Source organism: Porphyromonas crevioricanis, from assembly GCF_900476255.1.
GTDB classification, from domain to species: Bacteria; Bacteroidota; Bacteroidia; order Bacteroidales; family Porphyromonadaceae; genus Porphyromonas; species Porphyromonas crevioricanis.
The window spans coordinates 1,099,508-1,124,932 of sequence record NZ_LS483447.1 but is presented as its reverse complement, the minus strand read 5'-3'; the positions used below and the strand labels follow the sequence as shown (position 1 = coordinate 1,124,932).

The 25,425-nt window shown below is 45.2% G+C and carries 22 protein-coding genes; 5 read left to right on the top strand and 17 right to left on the bottom strand.

Annotation, left to right across the window (positions count from 1 at the left end; all coding sequences use genetic code 11):
• The first annotated feature begins 8 nt into the window (after positions 1–8).
• Entirely contained in the window at positions 9–1,943 is a 1,935-nt protein-coding gene (gene fimD / locus DQN70_RS05010; RefSeq protein WP_042225920.1) for a fimbrial tip adhesin FimD, read from the top strand.
• 33 nt (positions 1,944–1,976) lie between these two features.
• Positions 1,977–3,572 (top strand): hypothetical protein, encoded by a 1,596-nt coding sequence (locus DQN70_RS05005; RefSeq protein WP_023935739.1) that lies wholly within the window; start codon positions 1,977–1,979, stop codon positions 3,570–3,572.
• 218 nt (positions 3,573–3,790) lie between these two features.
• On the opposite strand, the gene DQN70_RS05000 is transcribed toward DQN70_RS05005, so the two are convergent.
• The 7 genes from DQN70_RS05000 to DQN70_RS04965 all read right to left on the bottom strand — a co-directional run bounded on the left by DQN70_RS05000 (position 3,791) and on the right by DQN70_RS04965 (position 14,476).
• Positions 3,791–5,368, bottom strand: coding sequence for a peptide chain release factor 3 (locus tag DQN70_RS05000; RefSeq protein WP_036888517.1), 1,578 nt, complete (start codon positions 5,366–5,368; stop codon positions 3,791–3,793).
• A 582-nt stretch (positions 5,369–5,950) separates the two neighbouring features.
• The gene (locus tag DQN70_RS04990; RefSeq protein WP_023935733.1) at positions 5,951–7,369 is read right to left on the bottom strand and encodes a DUF3868 domain-containing protein; all 1,419 of its coding nucleotides are present in this window, start codon (positions 7,367–7,369) and stop codon (positions 5,951–5,953) included.
• A 60-nt stretch (positions 7,370–7,429) separates the two neighbouring features.
• Positions 7,430–8,095, bottom strand: a complete 666-nt coding sequence (locus DQN70_RS04985) for a DUF3575 domain-containing protein (protein WP_042120076.1) — start codon at positions 8,093–8,095, stop codon at positions 7,430–7,432.
• Between the two features lie 583 nt (positions 8,096–8,678).
• Entirely contained in the window at positions 8,679–9,761 is a 1,083-nt protein-coding gene (locus tag DQN70_RS04980; protein ID WP_036890283.1) for a DUF4249 family protein, read from the bottom strand.
• Between the two features lie 13 nt (positions 9,762–9,774).
• Positions 9,775–12,210 carry a TonB-dependent receptor gene (locus DQN70_RS04975; RefSeq protein WP_158441734.1) on the bottom strand — a complete coding sequence of 812 codons (2,436 nt, stop codon included), beginning with the start codon at positions 12,208–12,210 and terminating at the stop codon, positions 9,775–9,777.
• A 210-nt stretch (positions 12,211–12,420) separates the two neighbouring features.
• The gene (locus tag DQN70_RS04970; RefSeq protein ID WP_023940392.1) at positions 12,421–12,765 is read right to left on the bottom strand and encodes a translation initiation factor; all 345 of its coding nucleotides are present in this window, start codon (positions 12,763–12,765) and stop codon (positions 12,421–12,423) included.
• Positions 12,766–12,784: 19 nt separating this feature from the next.
• Entirely contained in the window at positions 12,785–14,476 is a 1,692-nt protein-coding gene (locus DQN70_RS04965; protein WP_023935723.1) for a nucleoside kinase, read from the bottom strand.
• Between the two features lie 338 nt (positions 14,477–14,814).
• Here DQN70_RS04965 and DQN70_RS04960 point away from each other — a divergent pair, with 338 nt between their 5' ends.
• Positions 14,815–15,303: a hypothetical protein gene (locus DQN70_RS04960; protein ID WP_148292748.1), complete on the top strand. Its 489-nt coding sequence runs from the start codon at positions 14,815–14,817 to the stop codon at positions 15,301–15,303.
• A 19-nt stretch (positions 15,304–15,322) separates the two neighbouring features.
• Here DQN70_RS04960 and DQN70_RS04955 read toward each other — a convergent pair whose 3' ends face one another.
• From DQN70_RS04955 to DQN70_RS04945, 3 genes are all read right to left on the bottom strand, one after another.
• Complete coding sequence (locus DQN70_RS04955) at positions 15,323–16,015, bottom strand: IspD/TarI family cytidylyltransferase (RefSeq protein WP_023935717.1); 693 nt, start codon at positions 16,013–16,015, stop codon at positions 15,323–15,325.
• A gap of 14 nt (positions 16,016–16,029) precedes the next feature.
• Positions 16,030–16,245, bottom strand: coding sequence for an exodeoxyribonuclease VII small subunit (gene xseB / locus DQN70_RS04950; RefSeq protein ID WP_023935715.1), 216 nt, complete (start codon positions 16,243–16,245; stop codon positions 16,030–16,032).
• Positions 16,246–16,383: 138 nt separating this feature from the next.
• On the bottom strand, positions 16,384–16,689 hold the full coding sequence (locus DQN70_RS04945) for a DUF4248 domain-containing protein (protein WP_023940389.1): 306 nt from the start codon (positions 16,687–16,689) through the stop codon (positions 16,384–16,386).
• Between the two features lie 313 nt (positions 16,690–17,002).
• On the opposite strand from DQN70_RS04945, the gene murI reads away from it, so the two are divergent.
• Positions 17,003–17,830, top strand: a complete 828-nt coding sequence (murI, locus tag DQN70_RS04940) for a glutamate racemase (protein ID WP_036888513.1) — start codon at positions 17,003–17,005, stop codon at positions 17,828–17,830.
• Positions 17,831–17,849: 19 nt separating this feature from the next.
• Positions 17,850–18,287 carry an META domain-containing protein gene (locus DQN70_RS04935; RefSeq protein ID WP_023935710.1) on the top strand — a complete coding sequence of 146 codons (438 nt, stop codon included), beginning with the start codon at positions 17,850–17,852 and terminating at the stop codon, positions 18,285–18,287.
• 105 nt (positions 18,288–18,392) lie between these two features.
• Here the strand turns inward: DQN70_RS04935 and DQN70_RS04930 are convergent, their stop codons facing one another.
• The 7 genes from DQN70_RS04930 to DQN70_RS04900 all read right to left on the bottom strand — a co-directional run bounded on the left by DQN70_RS04930 (position 18,393) and on the right by DQN70_RS04900 (position 25,334).
• Positions 18,393–19,709, bottom strand: coding sequence for a TPM domain-containing protein (locus DQN70_RS04930; protein WP_158441717.1), 1,317 nt, complete (start codon positions 19,707–19,709; stop codon positions 18,393–18,395).
• A gap of 74 nt (positions 19,710–19,783) precedes the next feature.
• Positions 19,784–20,374 (bottom strand): LemA family protein, encoded by a 591-nt coding sequence (locus DQN70_RS04925; RefSeq protein WP_023938364.1) that lies wholly within the window; start codon positions 20,372–20,374, stop codon positions 19,784–19,786.
• A gap of 99 nt (positions 20,375–20,473) precedes the next feature.
• A complete protein-coding gene (locus DQN70_RS04920) occupies positions 20,474–21,076 on the bottom strand; it encodes a flavin reductase family protein (RefSeq protein ID WP_023938366.1) in 603 nt (200 codons plus the stop codon).
• Positions 21,073–21,528 (bottom strand): aspartate carbamoyltransferase regulatory subunit, encoded by a 456-nt coding sequence (locus DQN70_RS04915; protein WP_023940375.1) that lies wholly within the window; start codon positions 21,526–21,528, stop codon positions 21,073–21,075. Before DQN70_RS04915 ends, DQN70_RS04920 begins: the two co-directional genes overlap by 4 nt.
• A gap of 18 nt (positions 21,529–21,546) precedes the next feature.
• Positions 21,547–22,461: an aspartate carbamoyltransferase gene (gene pyrB / locus DQN70_RS04910; protein ID WP_023938370.1), complete on the bottom strand. Its 915-nt coding sequence runs from the start codon at positions 22,459–22,461 to the stop codon at positions 21,547–21,549.
• Positions 22,462–23,132: 671 nt separating this feature from the next.
• Positions 23,133–24,329: a zinc metalloprotease gene (locus DQN70_RS04905; protein WP_023940372.1), complete on the bottom strand. Its 1,197-nt coding sequence runs from the start codon at positions 24,327–24,329 to the stop codon at positions 23,133–23,135.
• An 18-nt stretch (positions 24,330–24,347) separates the two neighbouring features.
• On the bottom strand, positions 24,348–25,334 hold the full coding sequence (locus DQN70_RS04900; RefSeq protein WP_111759345.1) for a hypothetical protein: 987 nt from the start codon (positions 25,332–25,334) through the stop codon (positions 24,348–24,350).
• Positions 25,335–25,425 lie beyond the last annotated feature (91 nt).

The window sequence follows — 25,425 nt, the reverse complement described above, 5'->3', positions numbered from 1 at the left end:
TTTTAGATATGAAGACAAGATTCGCATTCTCTTACTTACTTGTGCTAGCATTCCTAATGATTTGGCAGGGATGTAATCAGGAAGAGCTGGTAAGGAAGGGACAAGAAAATATAGAGACTCTCAGCCTGCAAATTCGGATCGGAGAGAACAACGTTGTCAGAGCCGGTACGGAGCCGGGAGATGATGCTCTAAATGAGAATAAAGTATCCTCCCTCCAGCTCGCTGTCTACGACAATGCAACCCACCAGCTCGTATGGGATGTCAACTGTACTTCTCTGTTCAATGCAGAGCAAAGCCGCTACATGATACCCGTACCACAGGATGTACAAAGCAAGTTCGACGGAAGTAAGACTTTCAACATCCATTTGTTAGTCAATATCGAACCGGCTTCCATTCCTGAGAGTGAGAATGATCTGAAACATCTCCTCGTAGAGAAAAGCATAGAGGCAAACATCCTGAACGATTTCGTAATGTATGGCTCAACGGCCAAGAACATTGATATGTCTACCCTCGAAGGGAAAGTACTCGGAGAAGTGCAGGTAAAAAGGCTGGCCTCCAAGCTGCGTGTAAATCTCACCTCAATCGGGGTGGACGGATATGATCTGGTAGACGGTTCTCTTGAAGCGAAGGCTCACAATATCGTTACTAAGGCTTATCTTGATGCCGAAGAGGTACCTAACACAGCAGAGTACAAGGATAGTGAATACCGCCCATTAGCAGTAGGAAGGAAACCGCACTACTATTCTTACTTCTCCTCTTGGGACAACGATAATTCCCTGAAGCCGGAGGTAAAGATTCACGCCCGATTCAAAAAACAAAATAACCCGAGTGAAGAGGTAGACAGTTACTACACTATCCCCATCGATGCTTCGGACAAAAAGCTCAAAAGCAACTGTATCTACGAAATCAACACCAAGATAGAGGTACTGGGTGGTAGCGCAGAAGAAGAGCCGGTATCCATACATGGAGAACTATCAGTAAAGGAGTGGGAGAAAAACGAGGATGAGTTTGGATTGCCGGCTACTGAATATCTGCTGGTTGCTGAGCACAATGTGACGATGAGTAAGATCGAGACGTACGAAGTCTCCTATGTCACATCCAAAATACCCATAACAGCGGTAATCCAAGATCCTCACTATTCCTTCGTGGATAAAAATGGAGTAGAGCACCATGATCCAATCCCTCCCGGAAATGAGATGTATCCGGAAGTATCATTCGATGGGAGTAAGATTAAAATCAAGAGTAAACTACCGAAGAACAATGTCCCAAAAAAATTTGAGGTGCATGTATTCAATGGAGTCCCCGGTTTGATGGAAAAGATTGTGGTAATACAATTCCCGGCCGAGTATATCCTCTTCACCTGGGGTGAAAAATCAAGTTGGAGGCCCGATGGTACTTTGGCACCCAACTTGAACAACAAGGCCATATACCACATTGTGTCGCTCATCCCCTCCGGAGACATGATACTCGGATTTCCACCAGTGGAAACCAAAGGTTTTTATCTTCCCTCAAACACCTTGCAGTTTAGAGATCATCATATAACTCTTTCTGACGAAGCTACGAAGAAAATGATTTCTCCCTCGTTTGAATTGGCTTCCCAACTGGGAGCTACCATTCGTATGGAATACAAGAAAACCTATAGCAATGGTAACCTAAAGTATGACAACACCCCACAAGATTCTTATGCCCTACACGTTTGCGCTTCCTACACAGAGACGCGAGGAGGGAAAGTTCTTGACGACTGGCGTTTACCAACGGATGCAGAAATCCAATTGGTCGATAAACTACAAAACACTCCTCAAGGAGCTGTACAATCCATCATGACTGGCAGGTATTATTGGAACGCTTCCGGAACAACCACGAAAATAAGGAATGGGACTGGTAATGCTACAACTCATCAAGCTCACGTACGTTGTGTGAGAGACGTGAAAGAGAATATGTAATACAGCCCCCCTAAAGACAAAGGAATATTTGCTATGAAAAAGTTTATATACATGCTTCTCCTACCGCTCATTTGGGTAGGATGTTCGTCCGAAGAAAGAGAGTCTTTCGGGCCGGAGGATGATGCCAGGGTTTCCTTTACGGTAGATATGCCGGAGTTCAGCACCATGCGTGCAGTGGACGAAAACACTATCAATACACTGGAGCTGTGGGTATTCAATGAAAATGGGTTATTCCTCCAGCGGTCAGTTGCCCAAAAAGAAGCAACGACCAATCGCTTCACTGTGAATATCAATCGCTCGGACAAAAGCAGGAGCATACACTTCATTGCCAACTACACGCTTACCAACCCCGAGAATTGGATTGGAAAGGATGAAAAGGAGATGCTACCAGCCTTGAATGTGCAAGGAGAAGAAATTCGCATGTGGGCACACAAAACATATCCGGCCGTTACGGCAGGTCAAGACTTGGGTACGATAGCTTTGTTAAGAAATAAGGTTAAGTTCGAGCTCGTAGTCAATACTCCGAAGCTTGCTGGTGCAACATTTGCTCTGTATCAAACGTGGGACAAAGGCACTTTGTCTCCCTTCGATCCCCACACAGGCGAATTTACGGAAGGGACAGTCACAGAGCCCGCAGGTGTGGCGTTTACCGAGAGCTCATTTGTCAGTCCCGGCACTCCTCTCTATGGTTATGAAAGAAAGAATGCCAGCCCGGCCAATCGAAAAATATCCTGCCTGATTGTAAAGGCAAGATACAACGGAAGCGGACAGGATTCGTATTACAAGATTGACTTTGTGCGCTCGGCAGACAAGAAACGCTATGACCTAATACGCAACCATCTCTACAAGGTTAAGATCAACGAAGTGTGGACGGAGGGCTACAATACACTGGAGGGAGCTCTCAACGGAGCTGCAGCCAACAATATCAGTCTCTCCGAGGAAGTACAACTCTACCCATCTTTCTCCGATGGCAAAGGACGGTTGGAAGCCGAAAAGACAGAATTCCTGTTCACCAATGGCGAAGCCAATGCCTCTTTCCAAGTGGACTACTATCCCGACCAAAATAGCAATGTGAAAGCTAATGATCGCATCGTGGTGAATCACTCTGGGAATGCGATAAGCAATGCTCAAGTAGATGCCATGGGCAAAGTGACAATGCAGCTCAATACACCCGGTTTCGAAGCTCTCAAATCAGAATTGGTAATCTCTGTAAATGACAATCCGGAATTGAAGCGTCTGGTGAAGATCCATGTCAGAAAAAAATTCGACTATAGAGAGTTTTCTGCCAACAGCACTCAAGCAGTCAATCACCGTGTAAATGTCAATGTTCAGGCAGGACAGGGAGAATCGCTCAAGGTAGATATCAAGTTTCCGGTAGAGTTCCATCAGGCCTATCTGCCCATACGCATTCGGTTCTATACAGAGAATTTCTATCCCTCCAAGCCTGAAGGATTGATTTTCGGAATAGAAGGAGGCAAGGTCTTCTACGAATGTCTCTTTACTCATATGCCTGATTCTCAAAGTTTCTCCAGAAGTTTCAAATCCAACAAAGTGGCTTCTGCCGAGACCATCTCAGTGAAGAATCTGGATGGCTACTTCAGTGATTATGAAATAGTCGTAAATAACTAAAACCGCTCCAATCCTCAGAGGGGGCAGATGGCTCCCCTTGAGGATGTGACAGCAATTTCCTGACTGGGTAAATCCATATTCCTGGGTAGGGAAAAAGAAAGCCCTTCACAATCTCAAAATGATTGCGAAGGGCTTTCCCTTTAAGCATATTCTCGGAAGGGTCTCTTGCTATCTGCGGCTGGAGCAACAGTTTTCTAAAAGGAGTTGGATCTATATTTTCAGAACTCCGATGTAAAGTGGAAGCGTATATCAGGGAAATCCTGTCGGGCCATCTGCAAGACATAGGCAGAGTCTGCCAAGAAGACATCCCTACCCTCAATGTCGTATGCCATATATTGTACCTTGCGCTTCTTGAATTGTTCCAAAGCCTGAGGCTTATCACTCTCTATCCAACAAGCCTTATATAGGCTAAGCGGCTGCCACTTGCAACTGGCACCATATTCGTGCAACAATCGGTATTGTATGACTTCAAATTGCAATTGCCCTACCGTACCAATGATTTTTCGACCATTGAACTGGTTTGTAAACAACTGAGCTACCCCTTCGCCCATCAGCTGATCAATCCCCTTTTGCAATTGTTTCTGCTTCATGGGATCATCATTCTCTATATACTTAAATAATTCGGGTGAAAAACTCGGCAAACCTCGGAAGTGCAGATTTTCACCGGATGTGAGAGTATCGCCAATCTTGAAATTTCCCGTATCGGGCAGGCCTACAATGTCTCCAGCATAAGCCTCATCCAAAATCTCTTTTTTCTGTGCCATAAACGCCGTGGGGCTGCTAAAACGCAATTGCTTGTCCAGACGCATGTGCTTGTAATAGCTATTGCGTTCGAAGCGACCAGAGCAAACCTTCACGAAAGCTATACAAGAGCGATGATTGGGATCCATATTGGCGTGTATCTTGAAAACAAAGCCGGAGAAGTCTTTCTCAGTAGGCTCCACGGTCCGCTCCAAAGCCTGAACGGGACGTGGAGCAGGAGCTATTTCAATAAAGCAATCCAGCAACTCTTTGACACCAAAGTTATTGAGGGCAGATCCAAAAAAAACAGGAGCCAACTCTCCAGCCAAATAAGACTCAAGATCAAACTCCGGATAAACGCCACTCAAAAGCTCCAAATCCTCCCTAAGCTTTTGTCCCAGAGCTGGAGATATTTGCTTATCCAGTTCTGGATCTTCGAGGGAATCAAAAGTGATACGTTCGGTAACAAGTTGCTTATCCGGTCTAAATAAATTCAGCTCCGAACGGTACATATTATAAACCCCTTTGAAGGTTTTTCCAATGCCAATCGGCCAGGAGAGTGGACGAACCGCTATTTGCAATTCTTCCTCCAATTCATCCAGCAAATCGAAAGCATCCTGCCCCTCTCTATCCAATTTATTTACAAAGATCATCACAGGAGTCTTACGCATACGGCAAACTTCCATAAGGCGACGAGTCTGTACCTCTACCCCCTTGGCACAGTCTACCACAATAATCACCGAATCTACAGCAGTAAGGGTACGGAAAGTATCTTCGGCAAAATCCTGGTGACCGGGAGTATCCAAGATATTGATCTTGTGATCGGCATAGTTAAAACCCATCACTGAGGTAGCCACCGATATACCACGCTGTTTCTCTATCTCCATCCAGTCACTGGTAGCCGTCTTTTTTATTTTGTTGCTTTTGACGGCTCCAGCCACATGTATGGCCCCTCCAAAGAGCAACAATTTCTCTGTAAGAGTTGTCTTACCTGCGTCAGGGTGACTGATAATTGCAAAAGTGCGTCGTCTGGCTATCTCGTCTGTAAATCCCATATTCTTTTTTCGTTGTATCGGTTTGTCGGGCACAAAAGCCCTCACAATAGAACCCTGTGTAGGCAAAAGCCACACGACAGAGGGCTCAACAAGCGAATACAAAAGTACACACAAAAGCCGGATGAGTCAGTTACACAAACTACTCAATAGGATTGCTTCAGCAGACTTCGCCTGACGTGATAAGAACATGGTAATGGCGAAGCACCTTGTGGAGCCGTATCGCTTAATCTCTCTACTGGACTTGATAAAACATAGCAATGGCGAATATCTTGTGGCTCCGTATCGCCTAATCTCTCTACTAAACTCGGTAGAACACAACAATGGCGAAGCACTGAGAGGTGAGACTAAAGGATACATATTTCATAATTGAATGAAAGTAATAATATTGAGCCAGAGCTACAGAGCTCGGTAGTCTCCAGATAGTGGTAAGCGATTAAGAACAGACTAAAAGAAAGAAGCTCACCAAACAGAGACTTGCAACTTTCACAAAAAAGAAAACCACCTCGCAAATCAGTTATACACTGTTGCGAGGTGGTTCGGTTTATCCGAAATCTATCTATTTTGGAATATCAAGAGAGCGGTTTATCGCCCCATGAGCATATCCAGATTTTTATTGGCGTTTGCATCGCCTTCCTGAGCGGCCTTGTTGAAGCAGTCGGCAGCCTTGTCATACATACCGAGACGAGCATAAGCAACACCAAGTACACCATTTACACCCTTCTGGCCAGCTACTGGCAAAAGCAAGCTAACGGCATCATTAGACATACCCTTGTTAATAGCTTCTACAGCAAGGTTCACACGAGCAGCAGCACTATTGGGATAAACCTCTACAGCTCTTCTCAAAATATTGGTACGCTCCATGCTATTTTCAGGATAAGCCATAGCCAAGCGGTAGATTTCAGGTTCGCTCAAGAGTTGAGGATTTTCCTTGTATACCTCACGAGCTTCTTCTACTGAATAAGGCTTAGCAGTGAATCGGATTTGCACGTCATTTCTGCGGCTCATCGGGAAGATGTTCTTGAGCACCTTAGCATAGTTGGCTTGCTGAGCCAAAGCTTGGTCACGAGCATCTTCATTAGGATAGTCGCCATCAATTACAGCGATTATTTGATTACGGTTCTTAAGATCGCTGTTCTGTACTTCTTCACGCACAGTAGCCCAGTCTTCACCGTTCCCCTTAGTAGAGATATTACCGGGGATTGCATCGCCATATTTTCCTTTCAGATACGTAGCCAAGGACTTAGCTCTGCGCTCGGACAACTTTTGGTTGTATTCTACACGTGCTTCGGGAGAAGCGTTACCCACGATTTCCATGCTCTGGATAGACAGGCTGCGGTCTTTCTTAATCTTAGAGATCAACTCATCGATCTTAGCCAACTCAGCCTTGTTGTTCATGTAATCAGGATTGATCTCTGAACGGTCTACAATGAAGTTAATGTAGGCCTTGGCTACAGCATCTCTGGTGCGCTCACCACCCAGCTCACATACAGGAGAGAGCAGGTAGTTACACTTAGAAGGATCGAAGAGAGGACGCTTTACAAGGTCACGCTCATTCATTCCAACAGGACACTCGGCACAGCCGGTCATCTCTTCGCGTACCACCAAATTAGCATTGACCATCCACGGCTCGTAAGGGATACGGTCGTACATGGTAACAGCCTGACCTTTGCCTTTCTCACGCCTTACTATTTGAGCATCCTTCACTGATTCTCTTGCATTGCGAAGTGCAATCTGGCGCTTCAGAGCTTTTGCTCTCTTGGCTCCACATACAGCCAGTGGTTTAAACGCTTTCTCCTGCATTCCATTGGGAGCTACCAATACCGGAGTTACGAGCAGCATCTGCTGACTTTTGCATTCCAATTGAGAGAGATCTACTTCTGTATGCAGAGACACCACTCCTTCTTCGTTGGAGACAGTAATGTTGTTATATGTGATATTCTGAGCTACTGCACCGGCACTGAAAGCCAAGAATGCAACCAGCATCATTTTCAGTTGTTTCATATCCTTTGTTGTTTGTAGTTAATCTTTCATTCCTTCCCAAAAATACGGGACTGGTGTCATTTAACGGAAGAGGTACACAATAGATAGTGTAGCACGTGTCAGACCAAAATAGTCAGCCTCCTGATTGCGGTAGAGCTTTGCGCCACAATCCTTACATTCACTCTTGTCATAGAAGAGGTGCACATAACCACCACCGATACTGGCCTCAAAGTTCCAGTGATTACTCAAAATCCACTGATAACCAACGCTCAGACCTGCTCCAACATACCAGCCTTGATAGCGATACTTGTCTGCATCCTTAAAAGGATCTGGATCCTTGCCAGGAACAAATTGTCCGTGCTCGTTCTTCTCAGGGTTCTTGTCCCAGATGTAGTTGGATGTCAGATAACCCAAGGGCCATTGGATACCACCAAAGTTCATCTGACCACCGAGACCGTGCAGACCCACAAAAGTGCCATTGAAGCGTTCACAGAACCAGTATCTAAACTCCGGCTGAATCAGCCAGTGCCTCCACTGCATGTCATTATCAAGTACCTTTTTCATTTTGAACGGGTTGAATCCTCCCGTCAAGTCGAATGTTACCTTCGGGCTTAGGCCCACCTCAAGAGACAAGTTTGGCGTAGCAGTCAGGTCATACGCAAGGTTGTTCTTGATAGCGACCTTCTGTGCTGAGACCCCAACAACGGAGGCCATAAGTAGCAGGAAAAATACAGTTTTTTTAATCATATCCTTTTCACTTTATTGTGCTGCATCAAAACTAAATAGTTTCGAATAGGCCTTTAAAACAATACTCTCTCAATCTTTCTTTCTCAAAAAAACTTTATCTAGTCTCGTACTTTGTTCCTTTAACACACACAGGCATCACCTAATATCTCATCAATCCCGATTGGCAATATCCATGCCTACTCGGATACAGGCAGCAAGGCCCAACAACACGAGTAACTCATTTCTTTGAGCTCCCCTTTGCGATACAAATATCGTAAACGAGGAGCATATACACAAATTTTTTATCCTAAATATATCAATCCAATATTAATCTGTCTTCTATTTTCATTCATCAAAATCAGGGCGAAAGAGAGACTATTGATAGGAATGCAGTGAGGAGAAAGCTAAAACCATCTCTTGAGGAGATACCTTTTGCTAATACAAAAGTTAGCATTTGCTCTCTCAAGAGATTTTCGATCCTTCCAGGAGCTCCTATTTAATTGAGGAGAGGGCATAAGAAGGCCGCTTTTCAGGGCTTTCCTTTTTTTAGGATATATCAACGGTCCCTTCAAGACGGCACATAGGAATTATTGCACAGGCTCTACTATAATTCTACTGTCATTGCTGTACGTGCCAAAACCAAACCGCTTCCTCCTTCCACATTGGAGAGGGAAGGTGTTTTCTCGACGAGGAAAGAATCATCAGGATCAAAAAGAGAAGAATCGCCCTTGTCAACCCAATCTTCAAGCCCGTAATGCATTGAAGCATAGCGAAAATACATTTCGTCTATCGTATACAGGGTAAACCGATGTCTCATACCCTCCGGAAGAATAGGTGTGAGAAAACATAAATTGCGAGAACCCGATGGCAAATCGTAGTTGGAAAAATAAGGGATAACCAAGGGGTATGCCTCCACAGAACGATATCGTCCATAAGCTCCACGGAAAAAGTCTACACAACGCTTCCCGAAAACAGGATCCACACCCGGCCAAATGGGTGAATAAAACTCTACGGACAGATCTTCCGGCCAGAACATTCTGGCTGCGATACCATAGTATTGGAGAGCAGCAGGCTTGGGATCTTCGTACCGGAGACAATAACTCAAATAACGGTAATCACCTTTCTCGTCCGGATCTTTTTGGAAGTGCTTGAAATAATTGTTTTTGTCTCTTATCTCCAATACTGACACTGGTTCCAGATTAGCTTTCAGGGGCACCGTTTGATTTACTCTGGCATCAGGATAACCAGGTACTGACACCTCTATTTTAACTTGATCTCCAGGATTAAGGATATCCGGTCCTCGGTAAAAAAGAGGTTTGTGCTGAATGAGAGAAGGTGACGACAGCATATACGTATCTTGTTTTTTCAACTCGTTGCTTGAATCCAATTTTCTCTTTTCAACCAATCGGCCATTTATATGTAAAGTCACTTCAGCTTCAGAAACACGGAAAGGGAACTCTCCTTCTGCCATGGAGGAACCCGGGTCATCCTTACGCATGGTGTGCATAACAAGTAGTTCCGGGTATTTGCCAGCCTCCAATATTCCATTTACAATGACTCTATGGGGATGGTCCTCACTTAAATCGATGTCAATATCCTTGATAATACAACTGCTCATGCTCCATACGAGGAGTAATAAAAACAATTTTTCCGCAAACAATAGCTTGGATATACTTGTACGTTTCATCGTATTCATAGGATTAGAACTTAAAGGTATAAGAGACAGATAGGTTGAAAATAAAGGGACTGATAGAAGCAGCTTTTACCTTGCCATCATCTCCTTTCTTAACCTTGAGTATTAGAAAAGAATTGTGGTGTTGATAAGCATTGTAGACACTTATATTCCAAATACCCATGCGTCCCGAAGCTTTGGGGCGATAGATGTTCAGGCCCAAATCAAGACGATGATAGTCCGGCATTTTGAAGTTGTTTCGCTCACGAATATACTGCTGAACATTTCCATTGATATCTATGTACTCCTGAACTGGAATCGTTACCCGGTTGCCAGAAGAAAAGACCCAAACGGCCGACAGATCGACCTTGGGACTAAGCTTATAGATCAAGCAGGCATTAAACCGATGCCTGTTGTCGAACTTATCGAAATACCTATTGCCAAGGTTCACCTCTTTTCCAGGGAAGATACGATCTGCCCAAGAAAGGGTATAAGAGAGCCAGCCGGAGAGACGACCGGTATTCTTACGCAACAACAATTCAGCTCCATAGGCTCGTCCATTGCCCAGAGCCACCCGATCTTGCCAGTCACCTTGCCCGAGGAAAACTCCATCCCCGTCACGGTAAGCCAGAAAGTTGGACATATACTTGTAATACCCCTCAAGAGAGGCCTCGTAGCTATTCTTCTGCCAATACAACCCTAAGGATCCCTGATACGATCTCATCGGAGGAATTCTGTCTGTAGAAGGAACCCATAGGTCTGTTGGCATAGACAAAAATCCTCCCTGAAGCAAGCGAGCGTATTGGCTCATCTCGGCATAAGAAGCCTTGATGCTCCAATTGTCAGACATTTGCTGTCTCAACGAAAGTCTCGGTTCCGGGCTGAAATAGAGTTTGTCTTTCACTGATAGTAAAGACAAACGACCTCCTATGTTGGCGGATAAAGAATGCGTAAGGATAATCTCATCTTCGGCATAAAAAGAGTACTCTCGTGCATCGATCCGCTCTCCTCGCTTCAATCCCAACAAGGGAGCATTTTCCATATCCTGAAAGCCAAGAGTCTGTATTTTCTCAACATTAGGATAGAAAAAATGCTGGCTAATTCCCCCTCCAAACCGGATATATTGCCGAGACCAGCGACGAAATTCAAAATCCGAAGTCAAACGAAGATCTTTGATACCGCTATCCAAGCTGTAGTCCAATGAGCTACTTGTCTGATTGTCTCCATCCTTGGACTTGGTTTTCATATTCATGCTTAAATCCGATCGGTAATCACTATAGGAAGCCGTGGTATGAGCAAAAAGATCGGGAGAGAGAACCCAATTCCAACCCAAAGCGGCCAACTGATTTCCCCACTTAAAAAGAGATGAGAATCTCTCCTCCCTCGTGTAGGCAGACTGAGCCTTGTTGCCATTAGGCTTATGGTAGGATTCAGAATTAATATCCTCGGTAGTAAAAACATCATCACCTCTATAAATCGTAAGGAAAAGCCGATGGCTATTATTGATCTTATGATTGATTTTAACATTGAAATCATAGAAATAATACAGGTTAGATACCTCTGTATTCGTCACCAGCAAGTCTCCCGATTTCCCTGTTTCTTGCTTACGCTCCAGAGGGAACAAGCGTTGAATCAAATCTGCGTAAGTGCGTCGAACTGCGACACTGAAGGAAGTTCGGTTTCTGATGATAGGGCCTTCAAAATTGGCTCGTGAAGAAATAAGGCCAATAGACATCAAACCATGATATTCTTTCATATGCCCATCCTTGGTATGCACATCTAATACAGAACTGAGTCGTCCCCCAAATCGAGCTGGAAAACTTCCCTTGTAAATACTCGCTGTCTTGACAGCATCGGGATTAAATGTAGAGAATAAGCCTCCAAGGTGATTGACGCTGTATAATGGATTACCATCTATGAGATACAAATTCTCATCCTCGTTTCCTCCGCGCACTACAAGACCGGAGAATCCTTCATACCCCCGGGCGATCCCAGGTAAGAGTTGAGCATATTTGATCAGGTCAGTCTCCCCCACAAAACTGGGAGTGCGAGATAGATCTTCCATGGAGAGCCGTGTGCGCCCAGTTTCCAACCCGGCAAATTCAGTCCTCTTATCCCCTGTCACAACCACTTCTTGCAATTCTTTACCGGGGAAAAGACGAATATCCAACTGTAGGTTGGCATTCAAAGATATAGTTGTATCGACAGGAGCATACCCTACATAAGAGAAAGAAATACGTACCTCACCCGGAGTCAGACCCAAACTATAAAAGCCGGCATTATTACTCACAGTACCGGTAGCTGACGCCTGATGAAAAATCGTTGCCCCGATGAGAGTCTCTCCAGTCTGAGCATCAGATATATAACCGCTTAAGCTCACCTTACCTCTCTGCTGTGCCAAACTGCCAAATGGAGCAAAGAGCAGGAGGAATAATAATAGGCAAAAAAGAAAAGTACGACTCATTGGTTTCATAAAATTCACAGATGGACACATTGCAGATACATCTAGGGTTGTATAAAAACAAAAAGGCCTCGCAAAGGTAAATACGATTCAATAAAGAATGAAATAAGACGAGTATATAAAAAAGCTGTGCCAGATTTTGCATTCTGACACAGCTTCGCGTAATACGACTTACTTTCTCTTACTCGAGAAAAAAAAGAGAGAATAGAGCCCTCAAATTACTTTAACCAACTTATACCCAAGACGAGATAGGAGATCTGCAACTTTCTGTCGTTGGTCTCCCTGTACCAAAATTTGCCCATCCTTAGCCGAGCCGCCCACACCACAAGACTGCCTGAGCTTGCGCCCCAATTCCTGCAAATCATCGTCTGTGCCCACAAAACCACTCACGAGGGTAACTTCTTTCCCCTTGCGCTGCTTTTTATCCAATGAAACCCGTAGTTTCTGCTTATCGGCCGGAAGAGTATCAAGAATTTCTTCCTCCTCGTAGCAATAGCCATAATTATCAGCTGTGCTATACACGACACCAAGCCGATCTCTCCTATTCTTTTTGCTCATGGGGCTGAAGATACGAGGGTTAGTAATCGAATATACTTCCGCCGACAAACTCCCTCAAGAGAGAGTCATCCGGCAATATTTGCATAGGTAGATAGTGGAAATAGGATAAGAAACGAAGAAGCCTGGTAGCCTCGACAAACTCCGGCACATTGCGTGGTACCTGACGAAGGATTTGCTCTGCCAAGGGCTTGAGTACAGCTAATTCGTAGACCATGGCACTATTGAACATCACATGCGCATTCTCCTGATATGGGAAAACCCACTTCTCCTCCCCCGCCCTCACCGAAGGCCAGCGACGTATTGTGTCAATGGCCGAATAGGCCCGGTACTTATAATCCCTCACGATACGTCGTAAAAGACGATTGTCTGTACTAGGGATCCTGTTGTGCGCATCGAGTGCGATATTCGTAAGGGCACTCACGTAAATCTTGTAAGTGGCAGAAGAAGGTATCGAGGGGAGCAACTCCGGATTGAGGGCATGAATTCCTTCCATTACCAACAGATCTCCGTCTTTGATCTGTATGGTATTGCCTCGATAGACTCGCTTGCCAGTAGTAAAGTCAAAAGAAGGCAAAGAGACTTCCTCTCCCGAAAGGATTTGAGAGATATGCTGGCCTAAAAGTTCCAAATCTAAGGCATGAATATCCTCAAAATCATACTCTCCTCTTTCATCTCTCGGAGTTTTATCGCGATCAACAAAATAGTCGTCCAGAGAAAGGCCGTGAGGGCGAATGTAGTTTGTAATCAGCTGGATTTGCAGTCTTTTGCAAAAAGTGGTTTTACCCGAAGAGGAAGGACCGGAAATAAGTATCACACGCACACCAGACTGGTAACGCTTGGCTATATCGGCAGCTATACCCGCAATCTCTTTTTCCTGCATTGCTTCGGAAACTTGCACCAACGTGGCCGTCCGCCCTCTATCTATAACTCCATTAAGACTTCCCACATACTTACAATGAGTCATATCCAGCAGCTTGTCATGCTTATGGATAACATCTTTCATCATTGGCTGAGGCACTGGTTGCTGCAACATACTAGTGTCATCCCGACGTGGAACCTGCAGCAGCAAACCATCATCCATCCATGGGATAAGATCAAAGAGATGTATGTAGCCTGTACTTGGAGCCAAACAGCCGTAGAAATAGTTGGGATAACCGTCCAATTCGTGATAGGAAGTATAAGGATCACCAGTAGATTCTATCAATTCGGCCTTGTCTATCAATCCCCTCTCTCTAAATATCGCTGCAACACGCTCGGTACGCTCTGTCTTAAGGCGAAATGGCAAATCTCGCTCTATAAGACTCCACATTTTTGTTTTCAGGCGCTCGATAGCCTCTTCGGTGATCTTCTGCTCTGTGTCAATGCGACAATAGTAACCTTTGGAGAGTGCATGCTCAATATAGAGCTTGGCCGAGGGCATAAGATCATTCAATGCCTTAGCCATAACAAATGAGAGCGTACGCTCGTAAGTGCGCATACCACTTTCCTTGGATATGCCCACAAACTCAATGTCCACAGAATGGTAGCAACGCCACGTGAGCTCCTGTGTACGGTGATTGACCTGTACATTGATCGGCTTAAATCCTAATTGTTCCTCAAACTCATCTGCGATATTTTTCAGAGGTAACCCCAATGGGATCTTCTTGTACAAATCAAGGTTGGCTATATATACCTCCACCTGCTCGATAGGAGGATTTATGAGTGCTTCCATTATATCGTTTTCAATTTTACCGCCTTAAAGGTACAAAAAGCTCCTCACCCCTCTTTTCCCTCCTGCTTCTTCGTAAGAAAACAAGGAACCGACCCCAATAGAGCTACATGAGAGTTACAAAAAACTCCTCTTATGAGAAGGAGAGAATGAGGGCGAATGACTAAATTTGCCACATGAAGAATTATATACGCTTGACTGACAAATCTTTTCTCTGGATTTTACTGCTGGGAGCCTTGTTCCTTTTCCCAACACAAGCCGAGTGCCAACAAAAGACAAAACGGAGAAAAAAAACCGAGCAACGAACCCAAACACAAACTGTTGTCCCATCACATTCACTGATGCTTTACGAAAGTCAAGTTTTGCAATTGCTCGACCAAATCGTAGAAAAGCAACTACCAAGTAATCTGAAAAAAGATAGTATAAGAGCTGAGATTAGCCAGTCTATACGTGTGCTTTTCAACGAAATGATTTACAGACGAAGCAATGACCTCCCCTATGAAGAAAAAGAGCAAGAAATACCTTATGGAAGTTTCCTAAAACCAGTGGCTCGCCAATGGGTGGAAGATATTACCTATACTTCCGATAAAGACATCGAACCATCGGAAGATTCTCGCCAAATGATTGCTGTGATAGGCTTGGCATACCGGCAAGCTCGCTGCAACTTTATTCTCATCAAATCCAATGGTAAGCAAACGGACAGTTTTCTCAACCAGAGAGCCAACCGACTACGAACCTTGCTATTGGCAGAGGGGATCCTTTCTCGGCATATCGGTTTCGTTTGGGAAGCTCCCAATCAGCAAGGGATCCGACTGGTAATGATACACTGAAAAGTGTATTGTTTTTCTTTCACCGATCTTTCACCCACGGCCTGAAAAGTAAATCCCCAGGCCGGGTAATTTTGATATTCTGCCAATTGCCCTCGACGACGACTACACTTCCAACTCCATACAGAGCCTCGTAGACCGATGCATCATCGGTAAAATCGCTGCGATATGGGCAGCAATAAGCCTTTTTGATCCGATCTGCCCAAAAGCATTGAGGGGTCTGCACACTCACATAACAGGATCGATCCACAGCCCGACTTTTTCCGTCCGGTTCGAGTAAGCGCAAACTTTCAACTACAGGCTGTACTGGTATGGCAGCATTGGCCGACTGTGCTGCCAACAAACAGTTTTCTATCGTAACAGGAGCAACATAAGGCCTCACTCCATCGTGAATTGCAACCAGAGCTTCGTCTGGAATTGTTTGCAAAGCATTTTTGATCGATTGGAAGCGAGTCTCGCCTCCAATCACAATACGGTGAGTAGGCACAGCACCCGACTCCTCAGAAACAATCGACTCCCAAAGAGCCAAAGCTTCCTTGTTCAGTGTAACAACGATCTCATCTGCGTAAGGAGCGAAACAATCTATCGTACGGCTCAATATACTCCGTCCATCAACAGAGAGAAACTGCTTGGGCAAGTCTCCTCCCATACGCAATCCCTTACCTGCTGCTGTAATGACGGCATAGACCGGCATAGTGGTCTTCCACTTCCCCATTATATAACCCTCTCCTACTCCAATTTAGAAATCAGTTCTTCCAATTTCTTATCCGCGGAAGTCAGTTTGTTGCGACAATATTTGACGATATCTACAGCTTCTGCCACCAAAGCAGTCAGTTCGTCTACATCAGGGCTTTGATGCTCTATTCGCTGTACGATCTCTTCAAGTCGCCCCATTGCGGCTGTGTAGGATTTGTATTTGTCCTGTTCAGATTTGGCTGTACCCATATTTCACTGCTTTTACTTTCGCAAAGGTAGCTGAAATAGCTCCTTCGATAGCAGGTTCGTAAATAAGTCCAATACTCCTATTGTTTTCCTCTCGACTGCATCAAAACGGCTATTGAAGACTACTCGAAAAGGAATTATTCAACGACCATACAAGTTCTTCATACATCTATAAAATTCCGCCGGCACACCCATATAACGAACAATGCAACTGACCATACGTGGCGACAAATGATGCTTGCCTTTGTAAAAGCCACATGCCTCTAATTCGGCAAGCAAAGCCGGATCTCCATGAATAAATCGAGACAAATTGCGACTGGCCTGGCAGGGTGATGAATCAGGGTAATAGATAGAGGCCAATTCCTTGAATGTGTACACACGAAAATCGAAGTCATATGCGCCACTACCATTCGGGAAATCTGAGGAAATAGAAAAATTAGTGTTCATAACGGAGAATATAAAAACTGCTTATATATACTTGCTGAGAGGATACGGTGATCAGTTAGAATAAAAAGACTGACCGAACTAAATACTACACAAATCTCTTACGCTCTGCAAAGGAAACAAATAAACAAGTGGGGAACAAGCTGGCAAACCACTCTTAGAGATAACGAAGCAATGCGAAACATTGGGGAACCTTTTCCGGCATTGCTCCTCCATATCTAGATGAACGAGACCCTCGAAGGAGCAAATTATGTTGTATCTTTGGGGGAAAATACCAAAACAACAAACAACGAATTCTCAGTATATACTTCAATCTATGAATAAGACTCCTATCGGCATATTCGATTCCGGCTACGGTGGCCTGACGATCCTCAACGAAATACGCAAGTTGCTGCCGGAATATGACTACGTTTATTTGGGCGATAATGCACGTTCCCCATATGGGAGTCGCTCCTGTGAGGTGGTGTACAAATTCACCAAACAAGCAGTGGATACGCTCTTCGATCTCGGTTGTCCCCTAGTAATTCTGGCTTGCAACACAGCCTCTGCCAAAGCTCTTCGAACTATACAGCAGCTGGATTTGCCACAATCTGGAGATCCCAGTCGCAGAGTACTTGGGGTAATTCGCCCCACTGTAGAGGTTATCGAAAAACTATCCGTGGGCGGACACGTAGGCGTATTGGCTACACAAGGGACTGTATCCTCTCATTCCTACCAAATAGAAATCAACAAACTATTCCCCGATGTAAAAGTGACCGAAGAAGCCTGCCCCCTGTGGGTTCCTCTGGTGGAGACAGGAGAAAGCGAAAGCCCTGGAGCCGACTACTTTGTACGCAAACATCTGGAACAGCTCATTGCCAAGGACGATTCTATAGACACCATCATACTTGGCTGTACTCACTATCCCCTCCTAATCCCAAAGATGAAGCGACTGCTTACCCCCACGATAAAGCTAGTACCTCAAGGAGAGATCGTAGCCAAGTCTCTGACCGACTATCTGGAGCGACACCCGGAGATGGATAAGCGATTGAGCCGAAACGGCAGTATTCGTTATCTAACAACGGAGAGCTGCGACAAATTCAAAGACTTAGCCTCCGTTTTTCTCTCGGACGACATCAAGGCCGAACACATCAACATCGACTAACCATAATAACGACAATCTTATGAACATGAAAAAAATCGTATCACTGTCTCTGCTTCTGCTGACAACAATCTTACTGACTACCCAATGTGGATGCCGTAAATCTTGTGACCAAAAGATTGATGGGAATTGGCAGGTAGTCAATATGAATGGTGAAGCTATAGAGCCTGTTCACGACCAGCTTACCCTGAATATCGAAGCCAAGAAAAAAATAGCCGGAGGGATCGGTATTTGCAATCGTTTCTCTTGCAACCTAGACACAAAAGAAATAAAGGAAGGAAAAATCAAGTTCGGGGAAATCGTTTCCACCAAAGTGGGATGTGACAAAATATCCTACGAATTTGCACTCTTTTCTTGCCTTGAAATGGCCACGAATTACAGTTTATCTGGAGATGTACTAGTACTCACCGGCGATGGGCCAGAAGGCAAATCCAGCATTACCTTCATTCGAAAGAAGTAGGTGAGAAGAGCCGAAAAAGAAATACCCCTGAGAGTTTTCTTCTAAACTCTCAGGGGTATTTTTTTAGGTATAGTACGTTTTTGCTGCTGTATTCAACAGAAACGATCACCATTTATCAGAAAATCCACCGCCACCGGAAGAACCGCCACCCCAGCCTCCTCGACCAGACGAGCCAGAGCCTCCACCTCGTCCTCCTCTGCCTCCCAACATCAAGGCCTGTAATATGGCAATAAGGATGTAAACAAAACCGCCCCAAAAGCCTCCTGCAAAAGACTTGACTTCTGTCCGGCCCTGAGAGGAAACAGTCCGCTCATATTCATAGAAGCAATGCTCGCAACGCATCTTTCGCACAGAAGCAGACATTCGAGCTTTACTATCATCTTGTACTCGAGATCTCACCGGCAAAGCTGTGTAATAATGACAACTGGGGCAACGCTCGACCTCCCTGCTTATTGGGATACTTTCCACTGCACTATATCCGCAGGTATTGCAGTGAAAAGTTCTGTGACCGGCTGTTCCAAGAGCTTTCTCCCGAATCTGCCCTTCATCCAATACCACAGCCGAGCTATCCGAGCTTCCTTGCGCCCCACAATGGGGGCAGGAAATAGCCAAAGACATCAATTCTTTTTCCTTCTTCTTGTACCAATACAAGTAAAAAGGCCAAGCCGGCAAGAAAAACAGGAAAACATCTGGAGATACGGCTGAGGCTCGAAACAAGGTCAAAGAATTTCTCCGGCCAATCTGTGCCATCGAGAATTGCTTGACAATAGAGATTGAACGTATATAAAGCAAGAGAGATAGCAAGAGATATACCGCAAGGGCAATGGATCCATTCAAATAAGCTGCGCCTTCTACTGAGTTTGAGGAAAGAGTTTGCTTCCTGTCTTGCCCTTTCTGGTAACCGACTCTCGATAGCTCGGCATCTATGGCATTCAAACCGGCCAAAAGCCCCTCAGTCACACGCCCTTCTCTGAAACGTGGGAAAATCTCAGACCTGGCAATACGCATCGCCAGAGCATCGGGGATATAAGGCTCGGCTCCATATCCGGTCTCTATGCGAAAATCTCGTGTGCCATTCTCCCCCTTCATCTCCGATACAATCAATAAACCAAAATCATCTTCTCTACTGCCAAGCTTCCAAAGTTGATAAAGCTCATTGGAGAACGTATTGATTGTATAATTCTCATGATCTATCGCATCAAGTAATACGACAGCCACTTCCAGACCATAGGTCTCTCGAAGGGCGACACAAGCTCTATCCAGCTGTGCAAACTCTCCTGCAGAAAGCGTACCGGACATATCGACCACATGGCGATTTCTCTCCGATAGCTGTACATTCGGCACCTGCGAGGGCTGTATGCCGGCCGAAAGAGAGAATAGACTTACCCAAACAAAAAGACAAGTCAATAAGAGGAAACGCAACCGAGAGAAGGTATGACAACAGAGGTCACCCGAAGGGGCAAACAACATAGAAGTAAAAGAAAAGAGAAGCAAGGTTACAAATCTAAGTCCGGGGCTACATCAGTGCCGGTCTTTGCCTCAAAGTACGGACGCTTTTCAAACCCGAACATAGAAGCGATGATTGTAGTGGGGAAACGACGTATTGCCGTGTTATAGGTTTGTGCTGTTTCGTTGAAACGCTTGCGCTCGACTGTGATCCGGTTCTCTGTGCCTTCCAGTTGAATCATCAATGTATTGTACTGTGCATCGGCTTTCAATGTGGGGTAATTCTCTCGTATCACCATCAATCGCCCCAGAGCCTGAGAGAGACCATCCTGCGCAGCCTGAAACTGCATCAAGGCTTCCGGTGTGAGATTGGAGGCATCGACTGTCATTGCTGTGGCGGAAGCTCTCGCCTCTGTCACCTGACGGAGTGTTTCCTGCTCATGAGTAGCATAAGACTTAACAACCTTGGCCAAATTGACGATCAAGTCGGCACGTCGCTGATATACATTTTGCACTTGAGACCAATCCCTCTCTACCTTTTCTTGCAAATCGACCATCCTGTTATAGCTCATATAGGTAGATATTCCAAGCAATAGCAGGAACAGAACAAGCACTAAAACAACTATACGATTTCTATTCATCTTCCAAGTAAACTCTTAATTAATCTCAATCAATACAATATACACCTGATAAAGGTTCATTCTTCCCTGCAAATCCTTGCTCTCAGCAAGGCGGAGGCATCATCCTTTGCGCCCGTATCTGCGCTGTGGAGCTCCGGGAGTTTTTTTCACAGACCAGCCGAAGTAACCGATAAAATCCCCCAAAGCAAAATATTCGCCATGGGCATAAACCAGCAAATCTGCAGCCTGCATATCGAAAGCTCCGCTCTCGGGGTCTAAGTAACGGGGATCGACTCTCACATTCACCACATCGGCCAAAAACATATCATGGCTGCCCAGCTCCAGTACCTGCCGGATCTTACATTCCAGACTCAACGGGCTCTCAGCCACAAGAGGGGCTGAAATCAGCTTACCCTTTTCCGGCTGAAGACCGGTCTCAGCAAACTTGTCATAGTCTTTTCCGGAACGCACTCCACACCAATCCGTAGCCTTGGCCATAGCTCGATTGGTAAGATTTAATCCAAACTCTCCCGTTGCTGAAAGGATCGCATGAGAATGACGCTCCTTGCGAACACTGATATAGCACATGGGAGGAGTGCTGCATATCGTACCAGTCCAAGAGACCGTGATCAAATTGTAATTCTCCGGGCTGTCTCCGCAGCTAACCAAGGCAGCCGGGAGAGGATAGAGCAATGTACCCGGCTTCCAATCCTGTCTACTCATAATAATTCTATCTGTGACGGATGAATCTTACGACCACAATACTTACACTGCAAAATCTCAGTATCGGAGTCGACAACAAGGAAGTGCGTGCGCATAGGTTCGTGGTTGGTAATACACTTGCTATTGGGGCAACGTACCAGACCTACTATATTCTCCGGCAATGGGATCGGACGTTTCTCCACCACCTCAAATTCCCGTATCACATTCAGATGTACATTCGGGGCCAAGATAGCGATACGACTAAGCTCCTCTTCGCTAAAAAACCGGTCAGAAATCTTGATCACTCCTTTCGAGCCCAGTGTAGCACTCGGCAAATTATTGCCCAACGTGACCGGTGTAGCAATCTCGTCCAGCCTGAGCATGGCAGCCACCGAAAAGAGCTTTTCGGTAGGGATATGATCGATCACAGTACCATTCTGAATGGCTGCGACCAAAAGTTTTTCTTTTTTCATTGCTATGTCGGGTAGCTATTAGTTGTTTACTTCGATGCCCAGCACTTCGCATATAATACTCTGCCGCACGAAAAGCCCATTCCGAGCCTGCTGTACATAGTAGGCATGAGGGGTATCATCGACATCGGTCGCTATCTCATTGACCCTCGGCAGGGGATGCAACACTCGCATATGAGGTTTGGCCAAATGGAGCATATCGGCCGTAAGGGTATAGACATCTTTTACCCTCTCGTACTCTTCCATGTCTACAAAACGTTCACGCTGCACACGTGTCATATAGAGAATATCGGCCTTGGCTATCAATTCGGGGGTAAACTGGTCTGTCTCTTCGAAAGGGAGATCGTGCTGCCGGCAATACTCGCGATACTCCTCCGGCAAAGCCAATTCTTCCGGAGCCACGAAGATGAAATGCGGTCTGTATGAAGACAAGCCGGAAATCAGGGAATGGATCGTGCGGCCATACTTTAGATCTCCCACCATCACCACAGTGTGGTCGTAAAGCGTGCCCTGTGTTTGGCGAATCGTATAGAGATCCAACAAGGTCTGTGAGGGGTGTTGATTAGCCCCATCACCGGCATTGACGATCGGAGCCCGGTTCAGCTCACTGGCATAGAAAGCTGCTCCTTCCAGAAAGTGCCGCATAATAATCAAATCGGCATAGTTAGACACCATAGAAATAGTATCCTTGAGACTCTCTCCCTTGGATGTACTGGACGAACTGGCATCTGAAAAACCGATGACCCGGCCTCCCAAGCGATTGACAGCCGTCTCAAAACTAAGTCGGGTACGAGTGGAGGGTTCAAAAAAAAGTGTGGCTACTACCTTTCCCTCAAGTAGCGACCGATTGGGATTCGCTTCAAACAAACGTGCTCGATCCAGGATCCGCTCTATATCGGCAGCACTCAACCGATCTATCGTTACTAAGTGATGCATAAATGATCAGGTCTCTATATGCCGAAGCCGATTGCTCGACTCGGCTGTTAATATCCACAAAGATAATCTAAGATAGGCAAGCATGAGTTCTCTCCACCAAGACTAACGAACAGATCCTCCAAAAGGGTCAAAAACAGCCTCTCCGAAATGCCCTATTCATCGGCATTCTGAGGGGGTCAAATTTCTCTCCTCAGAGAAATTTTGCTAACACAGGAGAAAACAAAAATTCTCTCAGGAGAGAATTTTCGCTCCCTCCCCAGATATTTTTCAATAGGTATCCACTGCCCTATTTTCCCCCTAAAAAACCCGTCTTTGAGGGGTACAAACAGGCCTCTCAATTAAACTATAATTTACAAATCGCTCCTCTCCTACTCTCTGTCCGGATTTGAGACTGAGAGTTCAGAAAATGTACTTGTCATGATTAAGCCCGAATGTAGAAAAATAACGCAGCGAGTGCGGTGTAAAGCAAGAGTCTCAACGACTAAAAAACAGGGCTGTGGCAAAATCAGCTTTGCCACAGCCCTGTTTGGGTGCGTCAAAATACGCAAGATGCAAGGTACTAAGACTGGGGCTAAAGGAGGCATACCGTGAAAGTACGTAACCGAAGCCGAATGTCGCAAGTAACACAGCAGTTTGCGTATTCTAATGCACCGCCATACAGACTGATTTAATCATTTCGAGGATATAGGTGATGGTTGTATTTCAAACCACCCTCCTTCCCCGATATCAATCGCTCCATTTATCTCCACTTCCCTTGCTTTCAAAATCAAATTTTCTCCCTTTCCCACGGAAATCGAAGCTCCGCGAGGAATGGTAATTTTCTTTGATACAACAGTATTACTGGGGCCATCCGTACTGCCAAACTCCTTATGCTCTGTCTTGAAGGAAGTTGTCAAATAACTTTTTGTTATCGTCTGCAATCCATAGTGAATTCGATTAATCTGTTCCGGTGTGAGAACAAAAAAACCATTGTAATCCATCATATTGTTTGTGGCACAGCTACCAAAAGGAGGAGCCCACTTATCCAACCCGATAGTATCACAGGATTGCACAACTTCTCGCCAAGTTGGGGTATCCTCACAATAATCCTCTATCTCTATCACATTCCCATATTGGTCAAATTTCGGAGGCTTTTGTCCTCCGGAATAAAGAACTGTATGATGTAATCCCAAATTATGCCCAACCTCATGCATAAGGGCCCAAGCATAGACTGCATAACCATACACCTTCTCTCCCATTTGCTCAAACGGGAGATCGGAAGTATATCGCTCATATGCACCATAAATATGTGCACGACGATAAGGCCCCTCCATATTAGCAACCCCAGTACGATTATTCTTCCCTTTTCTGGGAACAAAATATACATTAACGACCTCCCCTGAACAAACATCATATTTGCCAAAAAAACCTCCGTCAGGGTTATCTTCTTCATGAAAATAAACTCCTGACAAAACTAAACGGTAGCGTGGAGGTAATACCGGGGTCTGATTCCCCAAAGGGAGATTCATAGTAGCATTATCTCCGGTATTTGCCAGAGCAAGAATTCTTCTGCTGTATTCATATCCATCTATCTCGCCGGGAGGAGCAACTGCTCTAAAATTTTTTGGAGTGGGGGATGATATAGAGTTTACAAAATGAAATACCACTCGGATCTCTCTATTCCCAACAAAACTCATATCTGCCTGTCCTGCCAATGCATCAGGAAAAGTACCCGATCTCAACAATGCAGAAGAGTGTAGAATATCAGAATTAGATCCCTCTATTTCACAAGAGAAATGCTCCTCAGGTTGCTGGGAATGTGCCGGGTCAATCACCCAAAAACAACACAAGCAACCCAGTAGGAGAATAATAAATCTGTATCTATTCATAATTTTCGCTTCATTGCCCTATTCAACCAATATTTTTGCATAGCGATGGGGGTTATCCATTGACTTCAAGACATATATGCCAGTCGGAAGGCCCAAGGTAGAAACCTGACCATAACCCATACGGACCAATCGCCCATCCATGCCGTACAAATACAATTGTCCCGAAACTTCGCTGACTGCGACTCCAGACAGGCGATCATAGCGGTACCATCCCTCTGGGTTCTGAACAACCGGCAAAGCCAACGGACGATGATATACACCATCTATACCGATATCATGAAAAGGATTTCTCTTCCACCAATCAGTTTCGTAGACTGTACCGTCCGGAGCTACATAGCCTCGATACCCATCAATATTTGCATCCTTCAGTGGGACATCACACCATCCTATGCCAGTAAAAGTCCCGCCAATGGGATAGAGCTCATCTTCAAGTCTAAAAGGGTGATCTGCATAACAGTATGCGAGAAGGGGACGGCTCTTTCCTGAAAGGAAAAGGCAATAGCAATGAACAATACTTCCATCCCTTTGTTTTGCAACAAAGGTTAACTCCAACTCAGCCTCTCGGGGAGTCCCATTGTCGTCTATCGTAACTGACCAACGCTCTCCTACCTTTTTGTTGGGAGAATGAAACAGGTTACGGACTGCCTTCTCTCCCTCATCTTGGCCCCAAATATCTCCATTGGGCTGGACATATAGATAGGAAGTAAAGACGGATACTACTTGTTTGAGATAGTTGTATCGCGTGCGTACAACCGTTTTCTTGATCTCTGTATCCAAGGTTTCTTCAGCGGTCACCTCATTGACTATAACGCCAATGCAACGCTCTGCTTTGTTCATGTCATTGTCAGGAGGGCCAATCATCCAGCCAGCACTTTCCTGATTGTAATACCACTTTCCTCCCACAGGGAGAAGATCTTGTGTGGCCTCTTCTGTCTGCGCTTGCAACCTCAGCCCAAACCCAAATGCAAACAAAGACAGGAATATAAAAAGTATGTTTCGTGTCATATCGTATTTCTGCTTAAACTCTATTCAACCAATATTTTTGCATAGCAATGGGGGTTATCCATTGACTTCAAGACATATATCCCAGTCGGAA